Source organism: Zobellia barbeyronii (assembly GCF_018603515.1).
GTDB classification, from domain to species: Bacteria; Bacteroidota; Bacteroidia; order Flavobacteriales; family Flavobacteriaceae; genus Zobellia; species Zobellia barbeyronii.
In genome coordinates, this window is the sequence record NZ_JACATN010000028.1 from 1 (window position 1) to 490 (window position 490).

Consider the following 490-nt stretch of genomic DNA (forward strand, 5'->3'; position numbering starts at 1 on the left):
AGCGTATGAACTTCTATTTCATCACGGGATACGTATTCGAAGTAAACGATAGGTGGAAGTTCAAACCTGCGGGCCTTGTAAAGGCGGTAAGGGGTGCACCGTTGCAGATAGACGTAAGCGCCAATTTCCTGTATAACGATAAGTTCTCCTTAGGTCTGGCCTACCGTTGGGACGCCGCTCTGAGCGCACTTTTCGGGTTCCAGATCACGGACCAGTTCATGGTAGGCGTCGCGTACGATAGGGAAATCACCGATCTAGGTGCCACGAGGTTCAACGACGGTTCTTTCGAGATCTTTCTAAGATATGAGTTCCTTAACCGTTACAAACGCGTAATCACCCCAAGATTCTTCTAACCAACAAGCGGACAAGACATGAAAAAAACAAGATATATATTCTGCGGTCTGGCATTGATGGCCATGGCCTCACAGGCACAGGAGAAAAAGATACGAAAAGCGGATACGAAGTTCACGAACTATTCCTATGCCTCGGC

At 48.0% G+C, this 490-nt stretch carries 1 protein-coding gene; it reads left to right on the forward strand.

The genetic code is table 11. The features are described from left to right. The coding region (locus tag HW347_RS20850) for a PorP/SprF family type IX secretion system membrane protein (RefSeq protein WP_214613601.1) at positions 1-353 on the forward strand (353 nt) is incomplete at its 5' end. Between the last annotated feature and the right edge of the window lie 137 nt (positions 354-490).